The sequence below is a fragment of the Candidatus Albibeggiatoa sp. nov. BB20 genome (assembly GCA_016744725.1).
Taxonomy (GTDB): domain Bacteria; phylum Pseudomonadota; class Gammaproteobacteria; order Beggiatoales; family Beggiatoaceae; genus Albibeggiatoa.
Genome location: JADGDW010000209.1, coordinates 1 through 6,271, shown reverse-complemented (window position 1 = coordinate 6,271; position 6,271 = coordinate 1). Strand labels below are relative to the sequence as shown.

Genomic DNA, 6,271 nt, shown 5'->3' with positions numbered 1-6,271 from the left:
ATTAAACTTAAACCATTACAAGATATTAGTTTATTTTTTGGTAATCTAAGTAATGCCCAAATGCAATTAATTATATATTATTGATTTGAGGAATAGAGCTAAAGTTTTTGGTTGTAATGATGAATAAAATACCAAGCAGCTCCAATATGATTTTCAGTAGGTTTGGAGAAGGAGTTTCGGACAAGATGACCAACATATTCTGTCTAAGAGTACAGTTAAATCTCTCAATATACGATGTTTGCCCCGTTTTTTCTCCAAGAATAATGCACAATTAAAGTTTTTTTGCGAAACATGCATTGATAATACAAACAATTTATTTTGTGACTAAAATCAACTGACTCATGGCTATTTATCAAACCTGATTTAAAGGGAAAACAGTTTTTAATTAATTCACATACTGACTAGACAATTCTACATGCTATAATAGCAACCCATTCTGATACACTGCACTCACCCAAAAAGAATCAAGCTGTTAGAGAACAATAATGGTAAAATTATTTGTATGGTTCGGTTTTATCTTAGTTTTTCTGCTCATGGTTGCCTTTGCATTACTCAATACCCAAGCCGTGACAATTTACTACTATGTTGGCCAAATGGAACTACGTCTCACCTTATTACTCTTTTCCGTATTGTGTTTGGGGGTTCTATTAAGTTCAATAGCTCACTTTTTATGGTTATGGAAACTACGCAGAGATAACCAACGTCTTAAAAAATCACATAAAAATGCTTTGCACGAAATAAATACCCTAGTTGCACGCACGCAGGATACGAGTACACAATGATAGAATTTTTATGGTTGCTGTTACCTGTTGCAGCGGCCTCAGGATGGTTTGCCGCACAACGTAGTAGTTCCCACTTTGAATCCACTCCCTCGACCTTTAATTTATCCTCTGATTATTTTAAAGGCCTGAATTATCTACTCAATGAACAGCCTGACAAAGCAATCGATGTCTTTGTTAAATTGATCGATGTAGATAGCGATACAGTTGAAACACATCTGGCATTGGGAGCACTATTTAGACGACGAGGAGAAGTTGACCGCGCCATCCGTATTCACCAAAATTTAATTGCTCGAACCACCTTAAATGCACAACAACGCGCATTAGCTGTACTCGAATTAGCCCAAGATTATCAGCGTTCGGGTCTACTCGACCGTGCAGAAATTCTGTTTATTGAGCTAACTCAATCCATTGATTATCAAGTGTATGCCTATCGACAATTATTAGATGTGTATCAACAAGAACATGAATGGGAAAAAGCAGTACAAACCGCCAAAGCTCTAAGCAAAATATCTGGGGAAAATGTTAAATCTTTGATAGCACATTATTACTGTGAAATGGCTGAAATGGCACGCCACCAAGGTTTACGTGACCAAGCCGTACAATCGGTGCAAAAAGCATTGACCGCAGACAATCACAGTGTTCGAGCCAGCATGTTAGAAGGCAAATTGGCATTAGACGAATGTGATAAAAAACAGGCAATTAAAGCGTTTCGACGTATTGAAAGGCAAGATGCCACCTATTTATCCGAAGTGATTGCACCACTCAAACAATGTTATCAGGATATAGGAAAAGAAGATGAATTTAAAAAATTTTTACAATATATTTTAGAACGTTATGGGGGAATTACCCCTATGTTAGTATTAGCTAATATGCTGCAAGATGAAGCTACAGAAGAACAAGCAGCAGATTTTATCGTAAAACAATTGCACAAACGTCCTTCAGTTCGTGGTTTAGACCATTTATTAGATTTAGCTTTATCACATACTGGCAATATTACTTATGAACATCTACTCTTATTAAAAGACATGACAAAACAGTTGCTTAAAAACAAGCCTGTTTACAAATGCCATCATTGCGGCTTTACAGGCAAGACCTTACATTGGCAATGTCCTAGCTGTAAACAATGGAATACAATTAAACCTATACAAGGTATCGAGGGTGAATAAAATGCGTTCTCCTTTAATCATTGCACTTGATTTCGCGCAACCAGAACAAGCTTTAGCTTTAGCCAAACAACTAGGCTCTGAACGTTGTTACGTTAAAGTAGGCAAAGAATTATTCACACGCAGCGGCGCATCACTGGTCGCTCAATTGGTCGATTTAGGCTTTAAAGTGTTTTTAGATTTGAAGTATCATGACATTCCTCATACCGTGGCCAAAGCTTGTCAAGCGGCGGCTGATTTAGAGGTCTGGATGGTAAATGTTCATGCTTTAGGTGGACGAGATATGTTAATGGCGGCACGGGATAGTTTAGAACCTTATTCTCAACGTCCATTATTAATTGCAGTAACATTATTAACCAGTTTAGATGAAGATGACTTGTCAGGAGTGGGTTTGCACGGCACATTGCAGGATAATGTATTGCGTTTAGCACGCCTATCGAAAGCGGCTGGCCTAGATGGTTTGGTGTGTTCACCACAAGAAATTCAATTGATTCGACAAAATGTAGATAATGATTTAATTCTAGTTACACCAGGGATTCGGCCTGCATTCAGTATTAAAGACGATCAAAAACGCACAATGACTCCAAAACAAGCATTAGAAGCAGGTGCAAGTTATTTAGTAGTTGGACGACCTGTTATTGCAGCACCAAATCCATTGCAAGCATTGAATGATATTGAAGCTGAAATTGCTTAAGAGAATCCAGAATTAACCAACGAAACATTTTATTCCGTTATGCCTGCCATCAAGCTCTGCTTGAAGAACTCACTTTCAAATAAACCTCTGGGCTTGTACTATTTTCATAAACCCAGAGGTCGCTTTTTGTTATTCACTGATTAAACAGCAGTTTCAAATCAATCTTGATATTATACTTTGTCGGTAATAATGAGGTATTGTCTCGTTCCAACATTCCAGAGGCTATAAAATAATTTCCAAATTTAGCTGTTTTTTACTTATAAACTATTGATTTTACGTTATATCAAATCTAATAATTTATACAACTGCATTTTGATTTGCATTTCCCATACGCTGACTATATTGAGAAAAAGTTGATTTTCTGGATTTTTACATAATGTTTATGTAACTTAAATGATGCTGCCGTATTGATAATCCCATCTTTGCCACGTTTAATCACCACCACCTTGTACTGTCAAGCGTGTCAGGTTTATAAGGCTCGATATCATCGTTTAAATTCTCAAATTCTTCAGGTAATTGCATGAAAACGCCTTCAAAAATATCAATTCTTAATCACTTGCTCCCACAATAAGCCCGCTCGTTCGGGTGAATAATGTTGCGTGATATAGTGCTGAGCCGCTTGTATTTTATCGATGACTTGCTGAGGATGTTGTAACGCCCAGCGAATCCCCTCAACAAAATGATCGTTAACCCATGCCCATTGCGCAAACTCCTGATAAGAAGGCAATGGATAAGCAATAACAAACCGCCCAGAATGCACAGACTCAATCAGACGATTGGGACTTTTAACCATTTTCACATCTATACTTAAACTTGGAATCATAATAAAATCAGTTTTTTGCATTGCCTTTTGTGTGATTTCCAACGACCATGGAGAAAACTGCAATTGATAATTCTCTGACTGAGTATTAAACCGTTCGCAAGCCCCTTCAAGACCATGCTGTGGGGTGGTAATAATGTGCAATTTTAGTGGGATTTCATGACTTAAAGGGGTTAATTGAGGTATCATTGCCTTTAAACTATCTACATTTTTATGGCTGCCAAACCACAACAAATTCAACTGCTTGCTTGATGGTTGAAAAGATGCTGGCTGTTGTGGATATTCATAAGGGTCGGGGATCACAATGGCTTGTTTTCCCGTATGCGTTTCAACAATCGCTGCTAATTCTGCTGTACTCACTGTCACTATATCTGCCAAGGCTACCATTTTTTTATAATGTGCGGTTTGGCCAGCCACTTTTTCAGTATCAAAATAGTTATCACACACATCTAAAATGACTTTGATGCCTTGCTGTTTGGCGTAAGCAGCACGTTGCTCATTTGAATAACGACTACTTTTAGAAAAAATAACCGCTTGTTTATCATGAAAACAGTTTAATTCATCTGAACTGATTTTTTTTTGAGCAAGTAAATATAGGTGTTTATAGTGTCTCAAGGCCAAAAAATGGCTGGGAATAATCACTCGATAGCGTGTGCTTGCCCACAAAGAGCTTAACACTCCGTTTTGATTAGAAATCTGGTTTGTTGTCACCCATAAAATATTCTTCATTTTACAATTAATGCCCAAGTAAACGTTGCAATATATTTTCGTATACGTCGGCTAAGACATCTAAATCTGCAATACAAATCCGTTCATTCAGTTTGTGAATCGTATCATTTAATAAACCCAATTCAATCACTTGTGCGCCTGTTGGTGCGATAAATCGACCGTCAGATGTGCCGCCAGAGGTTGAAAGTTCAGTCGAATAACCACAGACGGCTTGTACGGCGGCTTGGGCGGCTGCAACCAGTTCACCTTCCGCAGTTAAAAAAGGTTGGCCTGAATGTTCCCATCGTATTTCGTAGTCCACATTATGTTTGGCTAATAAATCGACTATCGTTTGTTGCAATTCAGTATGTTTGACTTCGGTTGAGTAGCGAAAATTGAATTTCACCGCTAATTCAGCTGGGATCATGTTGGTTGCACCTGTACCCGCTTGAATATTGGAGACTTGAAAGCTGGTCGGTGGAAAAAATGAGTTGCCTTCATCCCATTGAATTTGGGTTAATTCATGTAGCACAGGGGCAAAACGATGAATCGGATTATCAGCTAAATGTGGATAAGCCACATGACCTTGCACTCCTTTTACGCTTAAGTGTGCGCCCAGTGAACCACGGCGGCCATTTTTTACGGTATCGGCTACTTTTTTGCTGCTGGACGGTTCACCGACTAAGCACCAATCAATATGGGTTTGTTGGGCTTGCAGGTGTTCTATCACTTTGACTGTGCCATCAATGGCGGGCCCTTCTTCATCGCTGGTCAATAGGTAGGCGATTGAGCCTTTGTGATCGGGATTTTTTTTAATAAAACGTTCACAAGCCACGATGAATGCAGCAATATTGCCTTTCATGTCTGCCGTGCCACGCCCGTATAAATAGCCCTCATGTTGCGTTGGTTCGAATGGTGGGTAGTGCCATTTGGTTTCGTCGCCTGTGGGTACAACGTCGGTATGTCCTGCAAATACGAATAGTGGTGTCTCTGTACCGCGTCGCAACCATAGGTTATCTACTTCACCAAAACGCAAATGTTCAGCTTTAAAATCAAGTTTTGCTAGTCGTTGGGCAATATAGTGTTGGCATTGTTCATCTTTGGGTGTGACGGAGGGGCGTTTTACTAGTTCTACGGCTAAATCAAGGCAATCAGACATGGCTCACAGCTTTTTATCAAAATGGGATAGGGAATTTCAGTGTATTGAGAAATTATGCAGGAATTGTGAGAGATAATCTAGGTTATCAGTTCATCCGTTGTGTGCTGAGAACATGATGAAATGGTTTTAAAGAGGTTCGGGGTTAAAACTTCTGAATCAGGGTTCTCAAGATTTAAGGATTTTCGGGATTAAAAACCAAATATTTGCCTCCACCTTCAAAAATACCTACAATCAAAATCCTGTCCATTGATTAATCCATTAAATCTTGTTGAAAAACACAAAAGACAAACACCATGGCCGACCTAGACATCATCAAACAAATAGAGCAAGAAATTGGTAGAAAACTACGGCAAATTAGTTTAGATAAAGTGACTAGTCATCCTAGAAAAAACGGCTATGCAGTAGATGAAAATAACAATGTCATTGGTTTAAATTTAGATAAATCAAATCTTTATACCATTCCTCATTCTCTTAGCTCTTTAAAAAATTTACAAAAATTATCATTATATGATAGTAAAATTGAACAACTCCCAGACTCCTTTGCGCAACTGCAAAACCTGAGTGAATTAGATTTAAGTAATAACGAGCTAAAAGAGCTGCCAGCGTCGTTTGGGCAACTGCAAAACTTGAGTGAATTATGGTTAAGTAATAACAAGCTAAAAGAGCTGCCAGCGTCGTTTGGGCAACTGCAAAACCTGAGTGAATTAGATTTAAGTAATAACGAGCTAAAAGAGCTGCCAGCGTCGTTTAGGAAACTACAAAACTTGTGTTATTTAAATTTAAGGGATAACCAGCTAAAAAAGCTACCAGTGTCATTTGGGAAATTAAAAAAACTACAGAAACTCATTTTAAAGAGTAATTGCTTAGAAGTATTGTCAGAAGATTTAGGTTTGTTAAAAAAATTGACTTTTTTGGATTTAAAATATAATAAATTAAGAAGATTAC

Annotated in this window: 6 protein-coding genes; 4 read left to right on the top strand and 2 right to left on the bottom strand. The window is 38.1% G+C overall.

Translation table 11 applies throughout. From position 1 onward, the window contains the following. Window positions 1-485 precede the first annotated feature (485 nt). Genes ABXH34_RS17035 through pyrF form a run of 3 tightly spaced genes read left to right on the top strand, consistent with a single transcriptional unit; the run spans window position 486 to window position 2,639 of the window. Window positions 486-782, top strand: coding sequence for a LapA family protein (locus ABXH34_RS17035; RefSeq protein ID WP_353573084.1), 297 nt, complete (start codon window positions 486-488; stop codon window positions 780-782). Beyond that, entirely contained in the window at window positions 779-1,948 is a 1,170-nt protein-coding gene (gene lapB, locus ABXH34_RS17030) for a lipopolysaccharide assembly protein LapB (RefSeq protein ID WP_353573083.1), read from the top strand. Before ABXH34_RS17035 ends, lapB begins: the two co-directional genes overlap by 4 nt. 1 nt (window position 1,949) lies before the next feature. Then, window positions 1,950-2,639: an orotidine-5'-phosphate decarboxylase gene (gene pyrF, locus ABXH34_RS17025; protein ID WP_353573082.1), complete on the top strand. Its 690-nt coding sequence runs from the start codon at window positions 1,950-1,952 to the stop codon at window positions 2,637-2,639. Between the two features lie 541 nt (window positions 2,640-3,180). On the opposite strand, the gene ABXH34_RS17020 is transcribed toward pyrF, so the two are convergent. After that, entirely contained in the window at window positions 3,181-4,188 is a 1,008-nt protein-coding gene (locus ABXH34_RS17020) for a glycosyltransferase (protein ID WP_353573081.1), read from the bottom strand. A 7-nt stretch (window positions 4,189-4,195) separates the two neighbouring features. Next, window positions 4,196-5,326 (bottom strand): succinyl-diaminopimelate desuccinylase, encoded by a 1,131-nt coding sequence (dapE, locus tag ABXH34_RS17015; protein WP_353573080.1) that lies wholly within the window; start codon window positions 5,324-5,326, stop codon window positions 4,196-4,198. Window positions 5,327-5,619: 293 nt separating this feature from the next. Here dapE and ABXH34_RS17010 point away from each other — a divergent pair. Beyond that, window positions 5,620-6,271: leucine-rich repeat domain-containing protein (locus tag ABXH34_RS17010; RefSeq protein ID WP_353573079.1), on the top strand; the 652-nt coding region annotated here is incomplete at its 3' end.